This window comes from Marinomonas phycocola (assembly GCF_047525455.1).
GTDB lineage: Bacteria > Pseudomonadota > Gammaproteobacteria > Pseudomonadales > Marinomonadaceae > Marinomonas.
In genome coordinates, this window is the sequence record NZ_JBLIXL010000021.1 from 27,315 (window position 1) to 44,550 (window position 17,236).

General features: G+C 41.3%; 19 protein-coding genes and 1 other RNA gene. 7 read left to right on the top strand and 13 right to left on the bottom strand.

Translation table 11 applies throughout. From position 1 onward, the window contains the following. Positions 1-18 precede the first annotated feature (18 nt). The 4 genes from gcvA to ACMUMJ_RS13665 form a co-directional block, all read right to left on the bottom strand. Positions 19-942 carry a transcriptional regulator GcvA gene (gene gcvA, locus ACMUMJ_RS13650; protein WP_414679404.1) on the bottom strand — a complete coding sequence of 308 codons (924 nt, stop codon included), beginning with the start codon at positions 940-942 and terminating at the stop codon, positions 19-21. 450 nt (positions 943-1,392) lie between these two features. Further along, entirely contained in the window at positions 1,393-2,772 is a 1,380-nt protein-coding gene (locus ACMUMJ_RS13655) for a glyceraldehyde-3-phosphate dehydrogenase (RefSeq protein ID WP_414679405.1), read from the bottom strand. Between the two features lie 262 nt (positions 2,773-3,034). Then, positions 3,035-3,370, bottom strand: a complete 336-nt coding sequence (locus ACMUMJ_RS13660; protein WP_414679406.1) for a DUF3392 family protein — start codon at positions 3,368-3,370, stop codon at positions 3,035-3,037. 131 nt (positions 3,371-3,501) lie between these two features. Then, positions 3,502-4,095: a uridine kinase gene (locus ACMUMJ_RS13665; RefSeq protein ID WP_414679407.1), complete on the bottom strand. Its 594-nt coding sequence runs from the start codon at positions 4,093-4,095 to the stop codon at positions 3,502-3,504. Between the two features lie 127 nt (positions 4,096-4,222). Here ACMUMJ_RS13665 and ACMUMJ_RS13670 point away from each other — a divergent pair, with 127 nt between their 5' ends. Beyond that, positions 4,223-4,834, top strand: a complete 612-nt coding sequence (locus ACMUMJ_RS13670) for a uridine kinase family protein (RefSeq protein ID WP_414679408.1) — start codon at positions 4,223-4,225, stop codon at positions 4,832-4,834. 29 nt (positions 4,835-4,863) lie between these two features. Here ACMUMJ_RS13670 and dnaJ read toward each other — a convergent pair whose 3' ends face one another. The 3 genes from dnaJ to grpE form a co-directional block, all read right to left on the bottom strand. Next, positions 4,864-5,991, bottom strand: a complete 1,128-nt coding sequence (gene dnaJ / locus ACMUMJ_RS13675; RefSeq protein WP_414679409.1) for a molecular chaperone DnaJ — start codon at positions 5,989-5,991, stop codon at positions 4,864-4,866. A 158-nt stretch (positions 5,992-6,149) separates the two neighbouring features. Then, complete coding sequence (gene dnaK / locus ACMUMJ_RS13680) at positions 6,150-8,066, bottom strand: molecular chaperone DnaK (protein ID WP_414679410.1); 1,917 nt, start codon at positions 8,064-8,066, stop codon at positions 6,150-6,152. A 102-nt stretch (positions 8,067-8,168) separates the two neighbouring features. Next, entirely contained in the window at positions 8,169-8,753 is a 585-nt protein-coding gene (grpE, locus tag ACMUMJ_RS13685; protein WP_414679411.1) for a nucleotide exchange factor GrpE, read from the bottom strand. A 215-nt stretch (positions 8,754-8,968) separates the two neighbouring features. On the opposite strand from grpE, the gene recN reads away from it, so the two are divergent. After that, positions 8,969-10,639, top strand: coding sequence for a DNA repair protein RecN (gene recN / locus ACMUMJ_RS13690; protein WP_414679412.1), 1,671 nt, complete (start codon positions 8,969-8,971; stop codon positions 10,637-10,639). Positions 10,640-10,739: 100 nt separating this feature from the next. On the opposite strand, the gene fur is transcribed toward recN, so the two are convergent. Beyond that, positions 10,740-11,147, bottom strand: coding sequence for a ferric iron uptake transcriptional regulator (fur, locus tag ACMUMJ_RS13695; protein WP_414679413.1), 408 nt, complete (start codon positions 11,145-11,147; stop codon positions 10,740-10,742). A 69-nt stretch (positions 11,148-11,216) separates the two neighbouring features. Here fur and ACMUMJ_RS13700 point away from each other — a divergent pair, with 69 nt between their 5' ends. Then, on the top strand, positions 11,217-11,537 hold the full coding sequence (locus ACMUMJ_RS13700) for an outer membrane protein assembly factor BamE (RefSeq protein WP_414679414.1): 321 nt from the start codon (positions 11,217-11,219) through the stop codon (positions 11,535-11,537). Positions 11,538-11,541: 4 nt separating this feature from the next. Here the strand turns inward: ACMUMJ_RS13700 and ACMUMJ_RS13705 are convergent, their stop codons facing one another. The 3 genes from ACMUMJ_RS13705 to ACMUMJ_RS13715 are packed head-to-tail and all read right to left on the bottom strand — an operon-like array spanning position 11,542 to position 13,616. Next, a complete protein-coding gene (locus ACMUMJ_RS13705) occupies positions 11,542-11,835 on the bottom strand; it encodes an RnfH family protein (RefSeq protein WP_414679415.1) in 294 nt (97 codons plus the stop codon). Beyond that, positions 11,825-12,256, bottom strand: a complete 432-nt coding sequence (locus ACMUMJ_RS13710) for a type II toxin-antitoxin system RatA family toxin (protein WP_414679416.1) — start codon at positions 12,254-12,256, stop codon at positions 11,825-11,827. The genes ACMUMJ_RS13705 and ACMUMJ_RS13710 overlap by 11 nt, the downstream gene beginning before the upstream one ends. Position 12,257: 1 nt before the next feature. Next, positions 12,258-13,616 carry a sodium-dependent transporter gene (locus ACMUMJ_RS13715; RefSeq protein WP_414679417.1) on the bottom strand — a complete coding sequence of 453 codons (1,359 nt, stop codon included), beginning with the start codon at positions 13,614-13,616 and terminating at the stop codon, positions 12,258-12,260. A 171-nt stretch (positions 13,617-13,787) separates the two neighbouring features. On the opposite strand from ACMUMJ_RS13715, the gene smpB reads away from it, so the two are divergent. Continuing rightward, a complete protein-coding gene (gene smpB, locus ACMUMJ_RS13720; protein WP_414679418.1) occupies positions 13,788-14,267 on the top strand; it encodes an SsrA-binding protein SmpB in 480 nt (159 codons plus the stop codon). A 65-nt stretch (positions 14,268-14,332) separates the two neighbouring features. Continuing rightward, positions 14,333-14,694, top strand: a transfer-messenger RNA (tmRNA) gene (ssrA, locus tag ACMUMJ_RS13725). 86 nt (positions 14,695-14,780) lie between these two features. Here ssrA and ACMUMJ_RS13730 read toward each other — a convergent pair. Both ACMUMJ_RS13730 and ACMUMJ_RS13735 read right to left on the bottom strand, forming a co-directional pair. Continuing rightward, complete coding sequence (locus ACMUMJ_RS13730) at positions 14,781-15,803, bottom strand: phage integrase (protein WP_414679419.1); 1,023 nt, start codon at positions 15,801-15,803, stop codon at positions 14,781-14,783. 4 nt (positions 15,804-15,807) lie between these two features. Next, positions 15,808-16,455 carry a LexA family transcriptional regulator gene (locus tag ACMUMJ_RS13735; RefSeq protein ID WP_414679420.1) on the bottom strand — a complete coding sequence of 216 codons (648 nt, stop codon included), beginning with the start codon at positions 16,453-16,455 and terminating at the stop codon, positions 15,808-15,810. A gap of 133 nt (positions 16,456-16,588) precedes the next feature. Between ACMUMJ_RS13735 and ACMUMJ_RS13740 the strand changes: the two genes are divergently transcribed. Further along, complete coding sequence (locus ACMUMJ_RS13740) at positions 16,589-16,843, top strand: hypothetical protein (protein ID WP_414679421.1); 255 nt, start codon at positions 16,589-16,591, stop codon at positions 16,841-16,843. Further along, positions 16,843-17,235: a hypothetical protein gene (locus ACMUMJ_RS13745; RefSeq protein WP_414679422.1), complete on the top strand. Its 393-nt coding sequence runs from the start codon at positions 16,843-16,845 to the stop codon at positions 17,233-17,235. The genes ACMUMJ_RS13740 and ACMUMJ_RS13745 overlap by 1 nt, the downstream gene beginning before the upstream one ends. Position 17,236: the final 1 nt, after the last annotated feature.

Below are 17,236 nucleotides of genomic sequence, written 5' to 3' on the forward strand. Positions count from 1 at the left end.
TGTACACTCACCTTTACTTTACTCAAGCGATATCGTATTAGACAAATCATTGTGGAACTCTGCATTCAACCAGTGCAGCAGCTTTTGCACATAAGGCCGTGTACGATATTCCTCTGGGCAGACAAATAAATAGACATTTCCCATGTCCAGCTCTTCTTTAAATGGCTTAACCAAACGACCTTCTCGAATATCATCGATCACTAAAGGTGTTCGACCTAAGGCCACACCTTGGCCAGCAAGAGCCGCTTGAACCGCCAAGTCACCTCGGTTAAAACTCACCCCTTTTGATGGCTTCACCCCTTTAACTCCAGCAATGTTTAACCAATTTTCCCATTCCGCACACGGTGTAGAAAACTTCCATTCAGAATCGTCGTTCAATAAAGCAACAGTAGAAAGCTGATCTGCCGAAGTTAGATTGTGTTCTTTAACAAAAGCAGGGCTACAAACAGGGAATACCTTGTCTACCAGGAGCGGTTGATGAAAATCTTTTCCATTATGAAGGTGACTATTCAGGATAGCGACATCAATTCTGTCTCTATGGAAGTTCACCTCTTTATCACTGGCTTGTATTCGCAGTTGAAGCTCTGGACAGGCTTCCTGTAAACGACCCAACCTAGGTATTAGCCATTTTGTTGCCAAGGAAGGAATAACAGACAACGTAAGAATGTGATCGCACTCCTCTTCTTGTAACTCTTTAATAATCGACTCAATATCATTAAAGCTTTTCTGGAGATGCACCGCCAATTGAGCCCCTTTAAGAGTAAGGGATAAACGACGGTGTTGCCGTATAAACAAAGCAAAGCCTAATCGGGATTCCAGTAGTCTAATCTGCTGGCTCACCGCACCTTGAGTAACATGCAACTCCTCTGCGGCTTTAGTAAAACTCAAATGCCTTGCTGACACATCAAATGTGTATAACGTTGCCAATGGAAGCTGATGCATTTATTTTCCTTTTCCACACACACCCTTTACTCATTTAGGTAATAAACATAACTAAAGGCGTTACTACTTAAATGCAAGATTATTTTAAAAGAGTCTATACAGTACAGCAAAATAATTGTATTAGAATAACTAATGCAAGGGTATAGATCATATCGTTTGTAAACCATTCAAAAAAAACTACAATGACCTCTGAATTTAGGAACACAGCGACCTAAATTGGCTAGTAAATATAGATGACATTATCTTCTATAGACTCCATTAATCGCCCCCACAGCTTTAATGGAAAGAGCACAAACCCACAAGGTGAACTCTCTGTCATTACTGGTTACTTTTGCTTAAACCGGACTTTATGTCCGGTTTTTTTATGCCTATTAAAAACATCATTCTTTAAACAAAAAAAAGCGGCCTATTCCAGCCGCTCTTTTAGATACTATTCAAATGGCTAGAGTACTAAGCTGCAGCAGGCTCTGTATCAACCTCATTAGCGACAGATAACGCTTGTTTAGCTAACTGTTCCATCAAACGAACCACTTGACAACTGTAACCGAACTCATTGTCATACCAAACATACAGTGTTGCCTGACAGCCGCGAACTTTTGTTGAAAGTGAATCCAACACACCTGCTTGGGTACTGCCAATAAAATCAGATGATACAGCATCCGCCTCTTCGCTAAAACCGATTTGACCGGAGAACTCCGCCGCACTCGATGCCGATTGCAATAAGCGATTGATTTGCCCAACAGTGACCTCTTTTTCTAACCTGATACTTAACACAGCAATAGATACATTGATAACAGGAACACGGATCGCACTGCCACTTAATTTCCCCTCTAGAGAAGGAATGGCTTTAGATACCGCTTTTGCCGCACCCGTTTCCGTCATCACCATATTAAGTGAAGCGGCACGGCCACGACGATCACCTTTATGCACATTATCAATTAAATTTTGGTCATTGGTGTACGCATGAACGGTTTCAACATGACCAGACTCAATACCGTACTCTTTTTCTAATACAGATAAAATTGGTGTGATTGCATTGGTCGTACAAGATGCCGCTGATACGATTTGATCATCTAAAGAGATATCATTGTTATTGACACCATAAACAACATTCTTCATTTGTTTGCCAGGCGCTGTTAATACCACTCGATCAACGCCTGGACGCTTAAGATGCACACTCAATCCATCATGGTCACGCCACATGCCCGTATTGTCTACTAACAACGCATTGTTAATACCATAGGATTCGTAATCCACTTCACTAGGATGAGAGGCATAAATCACTTTAACCGTCTGACCATTTATCAACAGACTTGAATGCTCTTCATCTGCTTTTACAACACCATCGTACGTACCGTGAACCGAATCAAATTTCAGCAGACTTGCTCTTTTCTTAAGGTCTTTATCTCCAGCTCTACGAACAACAATCGCGGCCAACTTCATACCAGGTGTGGTATGACCAAGTGCGCACATACGGCGGGCAACCAATCGACCAATACGACCAAATCCGTATAAAACAACTGGAATTTGAACCGTTGAAGACACACTCTGAGAAAATAAGCTTTCCACATCCTTATCAGCAATTAAGCTTTCTAGATCAACAGTGGTATTACGAATGGAAGTGGATTGAAGATCAGTAAGCAATTCAAGGGTTTTAACAAGGTCAATTTCTGGATACTGGTCAAGAATTGTCATCAGAGCCGTAACGGAATCAGACATTAACGGCTGACCTGCCAGTTCAACTTTAACCTCTTGCTCACGACCAAGTTTACCTAAAACAGGAATCAAAGATTCCACGTGAGAAAGCGTTTGTAACCAAGTATTTGTCATTATTCGCCCCTAAGAGTCTTTACGTTGTATCAATACCGACGAAGTCTACCTACCCTTTAGAGGCAAGACAAATTGTAAATAGACTACAAAAAACCAATAAAATCAGCAGTTTGGTAAGTAATTCTCATACAAAGAACGGAACAAAACAAACATAAAAGAAAGTTTACTACATTTGATAACAGAGACAGCGGATAGAGAAAAAAGAACACGAGAAATGTTGTAATATCATCACTTACATGAATAAAAATTACATGTTATTTTTTTATAATTGACGTCTTCTTTCTGCAAGAAACCCTAAAATAGCAAAACAAGACACAATAAAGAGCGGTCGATAAACAAAAGTTACGGCAAGTAAGGCGGCCTGCACAAACGGTTGAACCCATACCGTAAGTAGACCATAACCAAATGTACACATAAGCGTAAACGCCAATACTCTGGCAACAAATGCCCACCCAGACACCACCCGTTTTAGAACTTGGTTCAACTTGTCCCCATAGATCACCAATACTGTCGCGACTAACGCGAGCGAGATATCATTAATATAGGGTGTCATCAAATGGGCTAGTTGACCATTCAAACGTAAGAAAAATTCAATCACCCATATATCCTACTCATTTGCATTGCCTTCCTTATAACACATAGCCCTTTAACTGGCTTTTCTTAAACCATTTTTCTCAAAATCACGATGTTGGCAACATAAATGTAACGTGCAACAAAATAAACACAGAGCTATTTTGAACTCTGTATTTTCTTCTGTAATAACTCCACATCAATCTCACCAGACAAGGGTGGCACTTTAGGTGATCGGTCAACATAAGACATAGAAACATCAAAAGTAGTATTTCGTAACTCAATTAGCGTACCATCACCAAATAACCATTGCGCCATGCCAAACCCTTGATTAACAAAACCAACCGTTGGAGCGCCGTATTTATTAATCAGCAATGAACCTAATGCTTTTCGTTTTTCATTACTTTTAACAACACCAACAAGTACTATTTTCTCAATGTATTTTGACTTATTATATACAACAGTTAATGAACGAACACCCAGAATACCCTCTTCTCCCAAGCTGTAACTGGCAATGCCTTTTCGAAAGCTAGGGAAAGAATTCAAACCCATTTTCTTCAACTGCCCCTCAAATTCAGACTGAGATAAATTATTGATTTTTAAACCAAAAAGCTCTGCTTCCTTAGAATAAACTTTCGGTTCCGGCTTTTCGCCTGCATCTTCATTGAATGCGCCTGAAGTCACGCAAAAAAACAGAAGAAATGATATAACCATCATCTTCAAAAAATGCGCTCTATCCTGAAAAATTGTCATTTTTTAAATCTCTATTATGCCGAGTCGTCAGACTAGGAAAGCAATATTGAATCAATCTGATATAATAGCTTAGTCAACTGTTTCACTACAGTAAAAGCCTAACTTAACTTTATTTTTGAGGTACTCTATGGCGCTCGTTATTGGCATAACAGGTGTATCTGGCAGCGGAAAAAGCCGTCTTTGTGCTCTACTAGCAGAAGGGCATGACGACAAAATCACCGTTATTTGCCAAGATAATTTTTACAAAGGATGTGGAAGCATCGACCCTGACGTATATAATTTCGATGATCTTAACGCCTTAGATGTTGAAAGTCTTACTCTCGCAATTCACAATTGCAAAAATCGCCAACAGCCAAATGAAATCCCTATTTACGACCACTCTCAACACAAGCGTGTTGGCTATCGTAATCTAGACCCAACTCATGTTGTGCTTGTTGAAGGCCACATGATGTTCCAAGATCAAGGTGTACGTGATGCCGTAGATTATCTATTGTTTGTTGATACCGATTTAGACATCGCTGTCGTTCGGCGCTTAAAGCGTGATATTGCAGAACGTGGCCGTAATGTTAACGAAGTAACCAGTCGCTATATGCGTCATGTAAGACAAGCGGCATTGAAAACATTAGAGATTAGAAACAAAGCGGATTTTATTATTCCTAATAATAATAGCTTCACTAATGCTGCTAGCTTATTAAGACATCACATTGACTTTATCTTAAAAGAAAAAGGGGCAAAGTAAGCCCCTTCTTGGATTAGCTTTTTCGTGTTTTATTTTTTGATCTCATCAAAAAATTTCTTCACACCATCAAACCAACTCGATTGCTTAGGGGAATGGCTAGAGCCTTCTCCCATGCTATCGTCAAACTCTTGTAAAAGCTCTTTTTGCCTTTCCGTTAGGTTTACTGGCGTTTCAACAATAACGCGACAGATCAAATCACCCACAGGACCACCACGAACAGGTTTCACCCCTTTCGAACGTAAACGGAACAGTTTGCCTGTTTGACATTCTGCCGTTACTTTCAAGCGAACACGGCCATCTAATGTAGGTACATCAATCTCACCACCTAGAGCGGCTTTTGCAAAACCAATTGGTACGTCGCAATGCAAATTCGCACCATCACGCTCAAAAATAGCATGTGGTTTTACTGATACCTGTACAAACAAGTCACCAGCAGGAGCACCGTGAGCACCCGCTTCACCTTCTCCAGACAAACGAATACGATCACCCGTATCGACGCCTGCAGGGATTTTCACGGATAAAGTTTTGGACTCTTGAGTACGCCCTTGTCCATTACATGATTTACATGGATCAGAAATAATCTGGCCTTGACCATGACACTGTGGGCAAGTTTGTTGTACAGAGAAAAAACCTTGAGACATGCGTACTTGGCCTTGCCCCTGACAAGTAGGGCAAGTAACAGGCTTAGTACCGGGTTTAGCACCACTGCCACCACATGGCTTACAATCAACCAAAGTTGGAATGCGAATTTTTTCATCGCAGCCCCAAACAGCTTGCTCTAAATCCAGCTCCAACGTGTAGCGAAGATCAGAGCCACGTCGAGCACGACTACCGCCACCACCTTGCCCACCACCGCCGAAGATATCACCAAAAACGTCCCCAAAGATATCACTGAAACCACCTTGAGCACCACCGTAACCGCCACCTTGACCGTTTACCGCATCATGGCCATATTGGTCGTAAGCAGATCGCTTTTCTTCAGAAGAAAGAACTTCATAGGCTTCACCAATTTCTTTGAATTTTTCCAAAGCTTCAGTATTGTCTGGATTTTTATCTGGGTGGTATTTATTGGCGAGAGATCGATACGCTTTTTTGATCTCTTTTTTATCTGCGCCACGTGCTACCCCAAGCACTTCATAATAATCTCTTTTGCTCATAACAGGCGATCCTGGAAAGTAAAGTCGAAAGTAGATACAGTCATATTATCTATAAACAAGCATGGGAAACGCCCGTTTAATAAATAACAAAACACGGACATTGACCGTGTTTTGTTATTAGCGAAAACCCAAACCAAACAGTTTAGATTTGTGACGGTTTATTTTTTCTCGTCTTTTACTTCTTCGAATTCAGCATCAACAGCATCATCCTGTTTCGTTTCTTCACCTGTTGGTTGCTCACCAGCTTCCGCTGCCTCTGCTTCCGCATACATTTTCTGAGCTAATGTTCCAGAAGCTTGAGTCAACGCCGTGGTTTTCTCTTCGATTGCTTCTTTATCATTGGATGTTAACGCTTCTTCTAATTCAGTAATCGCTTTCTCGATCGCTTCTTTTTCTTCTGCCGTCGCTTTATCACCAGCATCAGTCAATGTTTTACGCGTCGCGTGGATCATGCCATCAGCAGTGTTACGCACTTGAACAAGCTCTTCAAACTTACGATCTTCTTCAGCATTTGCTTCAGCATCACGAACCATTTGTTCAACTTCTTCATCACTTAGACCAGAAGATGCTTTGATCACGATCGATTGTTCTTTGCCTGTTGCTTTGTCTTTCGCTGACACACTCAAGATACCATTGGCATCAATATCGAAACTTACTTCGATTTGAGGCACGCCGCGTGGAGCCGGTGGAATCTCAGCCAAATCGAAACGACCTAGCGATTTATTCTGAGCGGCTTGCTTACGCTCACCTTGAACTGCGTGAATTGTTACCGCATTCTGGTTGTCTTCTGCTGTAGAGAACGTTTGTGATTTCTTCGTTGGGATCGTTGTGTTTTTCTCGATCAACGCTGTCATCACACCACCCATAGTCTCGATACCAAGAGACAAAGGCGTTACATCTAACAAAAGAACGTCTTTAACGTCACCCGCAAGCACCGCACCTTGGATAGAAGCACCAATTGCAACTGCTTCATCTGGGTTTACATCTTTACGTGGTTCTTTACCAAAGAACTCTGTTACTTTAGTTTGAACTAAAGGCATACGAGTCTGCCCACCAACCAAAATAACTTCATTGATGTCAGATGCGTTCAAGTCCGCATCTTTCAACGCTTGACGACAAGGCTCAAGAGATTTAGTAACCAACTCTTCAACCAAAGATTCAAGTTTAGAACGAGTCAATTTCACGTTTAAGTGTTTTGGACCACTTGCATCAGCAGTGATGTAAGGTAAGTTAACTTCTGTTTGGGTAGCAGAAGACAACTCAACTTTCGCTTTCTCACCCGCTTCTTTCAAACGTTGTAGAGCTAACGGATCATTATGAAGATCAATACCTGATTGCTTTTTGAATTCGCTTGCTAGGAATTCAATAACACGCATATCAAAATCTTCACCGCCTAGGAACGTATCACCGTTTGTCGCTAATACTTCGAATTGCTTCTCACCATCAACGTCTGCGATTTCAATAATAGAAATATCAAATGTACCACCACCAAGGTCGTATACAGCGATAACAGAATCGCCAGCATTTTTATCTAAACCGTATGCCAATGCAGCTGCTGTTGGCTCATTGATTATACGTTTCACTTCAAGACCAGCAATTTTGCCCGCGTCTTTTGTTGCTTGACGCTGAGAGTCATTGAAGTAAGCAGGAACCGTGATAACCGCTTCAGACACAGTCTCACCAAGATAGTCTTCTGCTGTTTTCTTCATTTTTTTCAAAACTTCAGCAGAAATTTGTGGTGGAGCTTTCTTATCGCCTTTTGCCTCAACCCACGCATCGCCATTTTCTGCTTGAATAATTTTGTATGGCACCATAGAGATGTCTTTTTGTACAACATCATCTTTAAAACGACGACCAATCAAACGCTTAACCGCAAATAAAGTATGTGTTGGGTTTGTTACAGCTTGACGTTTTGCTGATTGACCAACCAAAATTTCACCATCTTCTGCATACGCAACAATGGATGGGGTGGTTCGATCGCCTTCAGCATTTTCAATTACACGAGCTTTGTCACCGTCTAATACGGAAACACAAGAGTTTGTTGTACCTAAATCTATACCAATGATTTTACCCATGGTTTTTTCTCCAGTAAAAATCAGTTATTACATTTGTTAATTCTGTATTTGGGTGCTCTTTTGAGCATTTCAACCAATCAGTGTCAAAAAAGTGACAGAGTATTACGCCGCGCTTGAAACAACGACCATTGCTGGACGTAATAAACGACCGTGCAAGGTGTAACCTTTCTGAATAACGTCCATAACAGTGTTCGGTTCTAAATCAGGATTCGGCACCATAGTAATGGCTTGATGAAAATCTGGGCTAAAGGGTTCGCCATGAGGGTCAACCGCTTTAACTTCAAAGCGAGATAATGTTTCAACTAAGCTTTTCAACGTTAATTCAACGCCTTCACGTACTAAATCTTCACCTTCCGATTTTTCCGTAGAACTTAACGCTCGCTCTAAATTGTCTGCTACTACAATCACTTCTTTAGCGAATTTTTCTAAACCAAATTTATGCGCTTTCTCGATGTCCAAATCCGCACGACGACGAATATTTTGCACATCAGCTTGCGCACGTAGCGCCGCTTCTTTGTATTTAGTCGCTTCTTCTAAAGCAAAGGACAGTTGCTCATCAAACTCTGAAGAAAACACTTCAGACTCTGGCTCTACAATAGACTCTACATTCTCTGATTGAATGTTTTCTGCTTCGTTATTCAAATCTTGCTCCGCGTCAAAAGACGAATTTTTTTGCTTATCACTCATTACTTCCTCCAAATAACAGAACGTGTTCATTGTCTGTGTGGGATATATGGGGATTGGGTTCTACCTTTCAATAGCAAATCCTCATTAAATTTAAGGGAATTTTTTTTATTGCCAACCCTTGTCAAAAAACAACAAAATACTGTATAAATAACCATGTGTTTTCAGATTTATATTAAACAAAGCGCATACACATCCCTCATGGAGAGCAAATAACCATGTTAACCAATATATCAATTACTAATTTTGCTATTGTTGAGTCACTCGAACTTGAATTCCGCAAGGGAATGACAGTCATTTCCGGAGAAACAGGTGCGGGTAAATCCATTATGGTAGATGCATTGTCCCTATGTCTTGGCGCAAGAACAGACAGTGGCGTGGTTAGACATGGGGAAAATAAAGCAGAAATTAACGCAACGTTCGATGTGAGCGAAAACGTCGCCATTCAAAAATGGTTACAAGAAAGGGACCTAGAGTCTGACCAACATTGCAGCCTGCGTCGTATTGTCACCAAAGAAGGTAAATCAAAAGCCTATATAAACAACCGCCCTTGCGCATTGGCTGATTTAAAGTCCGTAGGTTCGCATCTAATAGACATACACGGTCAACACGAACACCAGTCATTATTGAAAAAAAGCGCCCAGAGAGCCCAATTGGATGCCTTCGGAGGGTTAGAGCCTCTGGCTCAGGAGGTCAAAAAACATTTCCATGACTGGAAACAAATCAAAACAGAACTCAACGCCCAACTCAATCGATCAGCAGACCAAGAAGCTCGTATTCAACTGCTTTCCTATCAAGTCCAAGAATTGGAGCAACTCGCGCTAAAAGAAGGAGAGCTGAAAGCGCTGGAAGATGAACAAAGCTTCCTCGCTACCGTTGCCGACGCCCAACAAAAAGCCTATCAAACTAGCCTTATTTTATCGGAAGATGAAAACAACAATATTCAAACTTTGTTGAATCATGCTGTATTAACCGCATCCAGTATTCAAACTCGCACACCTCAATTACAAAGTGCATGCGATTTAATGAATGAGGCCCTAATTCAGATTGAAGAAGCCTGTGATAGCCTTTCCCATTATCAAGACACATTAGAGCAAGACCCTTCTCGCTTGGCCGAGGTAGAACAACGCCTAAGTGACATTTACAACACCGCACGCAAGCACAAAACATCGCCTGAAATGCTATTGATACTTCAAGAAAGCATTACAGCCGATTTAAATGACGTGTTAGGTAGTCACGAAAATTTAGACACGCTAAAAGAAAAAGAAGAACAGATTTATCAGAAACTAACAGACATCGCGACTGAACTTACAGAACTCAGGATTCAAGCAAAAGATCGACTTTCGAGCAAAGTAGAAGAGCAAATTCATGCCTTGGGAATGCCTTATGCGCAGTTTCAAATTCATTGCCTCCCACTCGATGAAGTAAGCAGTAGTGGTTTTGAAGATATTGAATACATGATTGCCTCCAATCCAGGGCAACCAGCGCAGCCTCTGCGAAAAGTTGCATCAGGTGGTGAACTGTCAAGAATCAGCTTAGGCATCCAAGTTGTAACGGCCAGCACATCCACTATTCCGCCCCTTATTTTTGATGAAGTAGACGTCGGCATCAGCGGTGGTATTGCTGAAGTTGTTGGACGCATGCTCAGATCGGTAGGTTCAAAAGGCCAAGTTTTCTGCGTGACCCATTTGGCACAAGTTGCCGCTCAAGGCCACCAGCACTTATTGGTGAAAAAAGAAGTCGAAGAACAGCAAACTTCCTCTGCAGTCACCACGTTAAGAGCTAAAGACCGCACCGTAGAGATTGCTCGCTTACTCGGTGGCTTAGAGCTCACTCAACAAACATTGGCCCATGCAAAAGAAATGCTAGATAATGTCCATCTTCAATGAGAAAACCGTTATAAAAAAGACATAAAAAAACCACCTAATGAGGTCACTTCAGGTAACTCACTAAGTGGTTTTTCACCCATCTGCTTAACAACGTGTTTAACTAAGCTTTTGGCTTCACATACAAAATCAAATTATGATCTTCGATTATATAACCGTGTTCAGCCGCAATTTCTTGTTGACGTTGTTCGATAATCGGATCGCAAAACTCAATGACTTTACCCGTATCTAAGCAAATCATATGATCATGGTGATCTTCTTGAGCAATTTCAAACACCGCAGTACCCGCTTCAAAATGATGACGCATAACCAAACCTGCGCTTTCAAATTGAGTTAGTACACGGTAAACGGTTGCTAAACCAACATCTTCACCTTGATCCAGTAATTTTCGATAAACATCATCAGCACTTAAATGCAGACCATCCGAGCCTTCTAATATCTGTAAAATCTTTACTCTTGGCAAAGTTACTTTAAGACCAGCTTTCTTGAGTTCTTGATTTTCGTTTGTCATTGACTATTCTCTACTCGAACTTATTTTTAATTACTTTATCATTAGTTGATCTAAATTAGGATTAAACAAATGAAAAAAACATTAATTGCTTTAACAACCGTCTTCACACTCAGTGCTTGCAGCCTATTTCCTGATGCTTACAAAGCCCCTGTGCCACAAGGAAATGTCCTAAAAGCAGACGACGTTGCCCAACTGCAACTGGGCATGACGGAACAACAAGTCACCTTTTTGCTTGGTACGCCTGCAATAAACGATTCATTCACACCAAATGAGTGGCGCTATTTATATTCATCCACCTACGCAACGGATAAAACCAAAAAAAGTGAGGTGAACAAACTTACTCTTACTTTTGAACGCGGCCGCTTAGTCAATATAGACCAGACGGAGTAATTTTTTATTTACCCGATTTTGCAGCGCGATTGGCCCGAGCTTGTTTTGGGTCAATCTTCAGCTCTCGATAAAGCTCAACTCGCTCACCTGCTTTAATAACCTGAGTTTCAGGCGCACGCACCGATTTACCAAAAATACCGACTTTAATCGTGTTTAAATCCACTTCAGGAAAAAAAGCGTTCATATTCGACATCAACACCGCTTCACGTACGGTACAACCTTCTGCCACATCCATCGCTATAATTTTTTGTTTTTCTGGAAGTGCATAGGCCACTTCTACATGTATTTTATCCGCCATACACAACCTTCGCTCTATTACTAAATGCTTCAACCATTGAATTAGCAACTTGACTGAACACACCGCCAAAGGCCAGCTTCAACATACCATTCAACTCAAACTCCAAAGAGAGTGCAATTTTACAACTGTCATCCGATAGATGAGTAAACATCCAAACGCCATTTAATTTTTTAAACGGCCCTTCCACCAAATTCATTTCGATTCTATTCACATTTTTCAGCGTATTTTTTGTAGTAAAAGACTGCTTCACAGGGCCTTTCCCCACTTCCAGTGTTGCTACTATTGTTTCCTCCGTTTGAGACACCAGCGCAGAACTTAAGCATCCCGGTAAAAACTGTGGGTATGTCTTAATATCGTTCACAAGATCAAACATCTGTTCACAACTGTAATTTACATAGGCAGACCTTTCGATTTTACTCACTCTATACTCCTATCCAACCACCAACAGTAATCACTACCATTATGGGAATGCTGCAAAACTTCAAAACATTATACCACCACTTAAAATGCTTCGGATTGCGTGTGATTAATTCATTTTCTAACATATTCCGAGGGATGCGCAACGCCACCAAAACACTGAGTAAAAGCGCAATCATTGGCAGCAAAATCAACGAAGTAAACTTATCTAAAAAGTCAAAAATAATGAAGCCAAAAATATGGATATCTTTCCATTCATTCAAGGATAATAAACTAATAAAACCCAATAACCACACACCCACACCTAAGCCAAATGCCGCTTTTAAACGACTCACATAAAAGCGCTCATGCAACCAAGACACAAACAACTCCAGCATGGAAATCGCTGACGTTAATGCCGCCAAAATAAGCAGTAAAAAGAAAATCGCACCGACAAACAAACCTCCGGGCAAACGCCCAAAGGCAACAGGCAAAGACACAAAGGTTAAACTTGGGCCAGTATCCACATCAATATTCAATGAAAACACCAAAGGTAAAACAACAAGCCCGGCCAAAATCGCAACCAAAGTATCCACCCCCACAACAATCGTACAGGCCCGTGCGATCGACATGTGCTTACTCATGTACGCGGCATACGCAAACATCCCCCCCATACCAATGCTCAAACTAAAAAAAGCATGCCCGACAGCCGCAAGCACCACATCAGGGGTAATTTGATTCCAATTCCACGAAAACAAGAAAGACACTGTTTTATCAAAATCCCCCACTATGGAGGAGTAAATAGACAAACCAAACAGCATGACAATCAATACTGGCAACAGTATTTTTACCAACATAGCCAAACCACGGGTTACCGATTGCCCAACACAAAGAATAACAAGCAGAACAAACACCGAATGCCACGCTAACATTTCAGTAGGGGTACCAACTAACGTACTGAAAATACCCTGCGTTTCGTCTTTCGTAACACCTTTAAAAACGCCCTTTAACGAACGTTCAAAAAAAGCTAACGCCCAACCAGCAATCACACTGTAAAAGCTCAGGATTAGAAAACCGGCCAACCCCGCCAAATATGGAACAAAGACCCATCCTTTGGTCACAATATGCCGTTCATGCAAATCGTTTATCGTATCAATAGGATTAGAACGAACCGAACGCCCTAATGCCACTTCAGCAATTAACACAGGCAACCCGACAAGTAAGAGGCACAACAAATACACAAAAAGAAATGCACCTCCACCGTTCTCTCCAACCATGTAAGGGAACTTCCATATATTGCCAAGGCCGACCGCAGAACCACTTGCAGCCAAAATAAACAACCAAGGGCTGGACCAAATTCCTTGCATACAACGACTTTCAGGCATAAATTAAGCTCTTATAAGATTTTATTAACCGTCTAATGTGAGCGAATTAACCCGCCACCTTAAACAATTAAAGAATAAACTTTCTTAAAAAGTGTGAATTCTCTAACATTAAGCGCCTGAGCTCAAGAAAAGCATAGGTTTTTCCAACCTAGAGTCGTATAATTCTGACCCATGAGTAAAGCTAAGAAAAAATCCACCAGTACAGGCACCATTGCCTTAAATAAACGTGCGCGCCATGATTATTTTGTTGATACAAAATTTGAAGCGGGTATATGCCTTGAAGGTTGGGAAGTAAAAAGCCTGCGTGAAGGTAAAGCTCAACTCGTTGACGCCTTTGTTATCATTCATCAAAATGAAGCTTGGCTCATCGGAGCTCGCATTACCCCATTACTAAGCGCATCTACCCATGTCGTCTGTGATCCTATCCGCAAACGTAAACTGCTACTAAACCGAAAAGAATTGGATAAAATCATCCAGATTACCGAACAAAAAGGTAAAACCTGCGCGGCGATGGCACTTTATTGGAAAGGCAATCACATCAAATGTGAGATTGCCCTAGTAACAGGTAAACAAGACCACGACAAACGTAATACTGAACGTGACCGTGACTGGGCACGAGATAAAGAAAGATTGATGAAACACAGTGCATAAATGTGTTATTTCGATCTTGCTGCTAGCGTATAGATACACTTTACGCTAGAATCAGCCTACTTTTTGGGGGCGACATGGTTTCGACGTCGGTTACAAACCCAAAGGTGCATGTCGAGAGCGGTATGTGATCTCGTAAATCCCCCATACCATTTTAATAGTCGCAAACGACGAAAACTACTCTTTAGCAGCCTAAACCCCTGCTAAAGTGCTGTCCTCAGGTTGCTTGTAGCCAGAGAATCGACAGTATCATAAATTACGAGATGCTAATCGATGCCCCGCCTAGGGATAAGGTTCTAAGACTAAGTAGGCTCGCCATTAACACCCTGTCCTTCGGGCGGTTCGTGGTCAAATAATAGAAGTGACTATGCATGTAGAGCCGATGGCAGAGGACTGACGGACGGGGGTTCGATCCCCCCCGCCTCCACCACTTAAGCTATTGATTTTACAGGGGTTTATAAGACACAAATCACAAAGTGTCCATAGAATGTCCATAAGATCAATTAAGAAAGCCGCTTACGCGGCTTTTTTTATGCCTGTAATTCCGCTTCCTTCAATCGGATTGAGCGTTACAGCATCCTGTAAGTGATCGGGCGCTAAATGCGAGTATCTCATGGTCATTCTTATGTCACTGTGACCAAGTGCCCTTTGTAGTGTCAGTATGTTACCGCCGTTCATCATAAAATGGCTTGCAAAGCTGTGACGTAAAACATGGGCGGCTTGCCCTGCAGGTAGCTCTATGTTTGTTCTTCTTAATGCCCTTCTAAACGCCCCGATTGAACTAGTAAATAAATTGTTACCTGTTGTCGTTTTTGCATGATCTTTTAAACGATCAAATAACCATTGTGGAATCGGTATGGTTCTGTTCTTGCCGTTCTTTGTATCGGTGAACGTCACACGGCCATGGTGTACTCGTTGTTCTGTTAGTCCTTCCGCTTCTCCCCATCTTGCACCAGTGCAAAGGCAAATCAGCGTTATTAGCTCAACATGTGGGTTGTCACATTCCCCTATTGAATCCATTAACTCTATTATTTGCTCATTGGTTAAATAAGAGAGTTCGTTCTCTGGCACCTTGATATTATCAATTTCAGATAATGGGTTTGGGTAATCGATCTCACCCGCTTTACGTAATGAGTTATACAGCGAGGTTAAATAACCAAGTTCATTATTAAGCGTTTTTGGTTTAATGCCTTCCTTTGTCCGTGTTGCTCTATATCTTGAAAAAGCTATGGGCGTAAGCTGGGACGCTATCGGGTTACTTAATTTATCTATGATCAATCTTAATTTTGATAACCTGCGTTCACCGTCTTTTAAGTGCTGGCCGTGCAGTAAAAACCAAGGCTCTAATAGTTCAGACATTCGGCGCGTGTCTTTTGGCTTTTCAGTCCATGCTTTGCCTGTTGTGGTAAATTGCCCTTCTACGTATTTTTGATAGCGCTCGGCTTCGGCTTTTGTCGTGCAAGTTTTGCGGTATCGTTTACCGTTCGCCCCGCCAACCCTGAAATCTGCTTTCCAACCATCCTTTGTATTTGTAATCATTGTCTTACACCATTTTTCTTCCAAACCAAACAACGCGCCCTATAATTTTAAGTCGCTCCAGGTCGTGCTTTGAAATTTCGATACTCATGTGGTTTTTATTATCAGACGTTACCGCTATGCGACCATCGAGTAATTTTTGAACACGTTTTACAAATAGTTCACCTTCATAGTTGATAACGTAAATACCGCCCTCGCTATTTACCATGTTTTTTTCTCTATCAATCAAAAGAGAATCGCCACTTGTTATGGTCGGCTCCATGCTGTCGCCCTTGGCATAAATACCGATTAAATCAGTCGAGTTAATTCCCTCTCGTGTTAACCATTCGCGACTTAATGACAAGTGTTGCTCTATCTTTTCGGCTTCAACTAATGCACCGCCGCCAGCGCTGGCATGTATTGCATAATGGGGTACTGATAATAAACGCGCTGTGTTTATTGATTCCATTTTTTCCCCTTTCCCTGTTAGTAACCATTCTAGAGAAACGCCAAACTCTAACGCGGCATTACAAACTTCTTTGTAAGGTATTACATTGCGAAGCTTCCAGTTTTTTACTCCGCTACTACTAACTCCTAACGCCTCTGAAAGTTTCAAATTGTTAGATACATTATGAATTTCTTTCAATCTTTCTATTACATCAATGGAATTATTCATCTAAAAACCCTTATGGATTCAAATGCAGCCTTTACTTTGGCTAATTTGGCCTTTAATATTCTGATAAAGTTAATTTGAAACCATAAAAGGGTTCAAAACGATATCATCTATACAAGGTTAGGAGTGTAAACCAATGAATGAAGAATCAAAAGTAGCCAGAAGGGTGTCATTTGTACAAATTGACATAGAAAAAGATTCAATTATGACCGCTTTACCTCCTTACATGAGTCCAAAGCGTTGGGCTTTGTTGATCGATAAGACAGAAGGTGCAGTTAAGAAAGATTTACAGACAGGAGTTATTGCCCGTTACCAGCCTGTTGTTGGTGGGTTGGTTTACGTGAATGTGGTTAAAGAAATGCAACGTGCTGAAGCTGCGGCTGATTATTAATGAGTGTTTTATCTGTAAGCCGTGAACAGCTCGCGGCTTTTATTGTTTGCAAGCCACCACGCCCTATTTTTGATCAAATTTTTAAATCGTATCTGGAGTATAAAAAAATGTTTAACGAAGAGAATGAAGATCGTTTTTTTAAGATGCTCGAAGCAGCGCCAGAGTTGTCCCAATACTGGGATAAAGAAGAAAGCAACATCAAAATGAAGTCAATACAAACCGTGCTACACAGACGGCCAAAAGAAGAGTGTGTGTTGTTGCGTTTTTTTGGGTCGGTCTGGTTTGGTAACTCAGACATGTTTGATTTTGATTTTATTCATTCGGTAAAAAGCATGAGCGAGCGAGATATAAAGATCGTTCGTAAGTGGCTTATTTCGCCATTCTTTTGCTAGG